Below are 275 nucleotides of genomic sequence, written 5' to 3' on the forward strand. Positions count from 1 at the left end.
CGGTGAACTCCCCTGAATTAAACATACCGGAGGGCGGTAGCCCGCCACGCAGCTGAATGTCGCTCAAGTTCTTGTTTAGTTCGTCGTCGAGCAACGTCAGGCGATTACCCACACCCAGATCGGACTCGGCGATGCCTAGCGCAAACTGCTGCGGAGGATTGTCGGGAAAGAGATCGCTTTTTGCTGGGGCGGAGACCTTCATCGTGACCGTAAACTCGGTACGGCACGCTTCCTGACCACGGAACAGATCGCAGACTGCTTCGATCGCCTGTAAT

Annotated in this window: 1 protein-coding gene; it reads right to left on the reverse strand. The window is 56.4% G+C overall.

From position 1 onward, the window contains the following. On the reverse strand, nucleotides 1-275 hold a 275-nt coding region (locus SB765_RS29515), incomplete at both ends, for a hypothetical protein (RefSeq protein ID WP_410932474.1).

The organism is Pseudomonas sp. SIMBA_067 (genome assembly GCF_046534675.1).
GTDB lineage: Bacteria > Pseudomonadota > Gammaproteobacteria > Pseudomonadales > Pseudomonadaceae > Aquipseudomonas > Aquipseudomonas putida.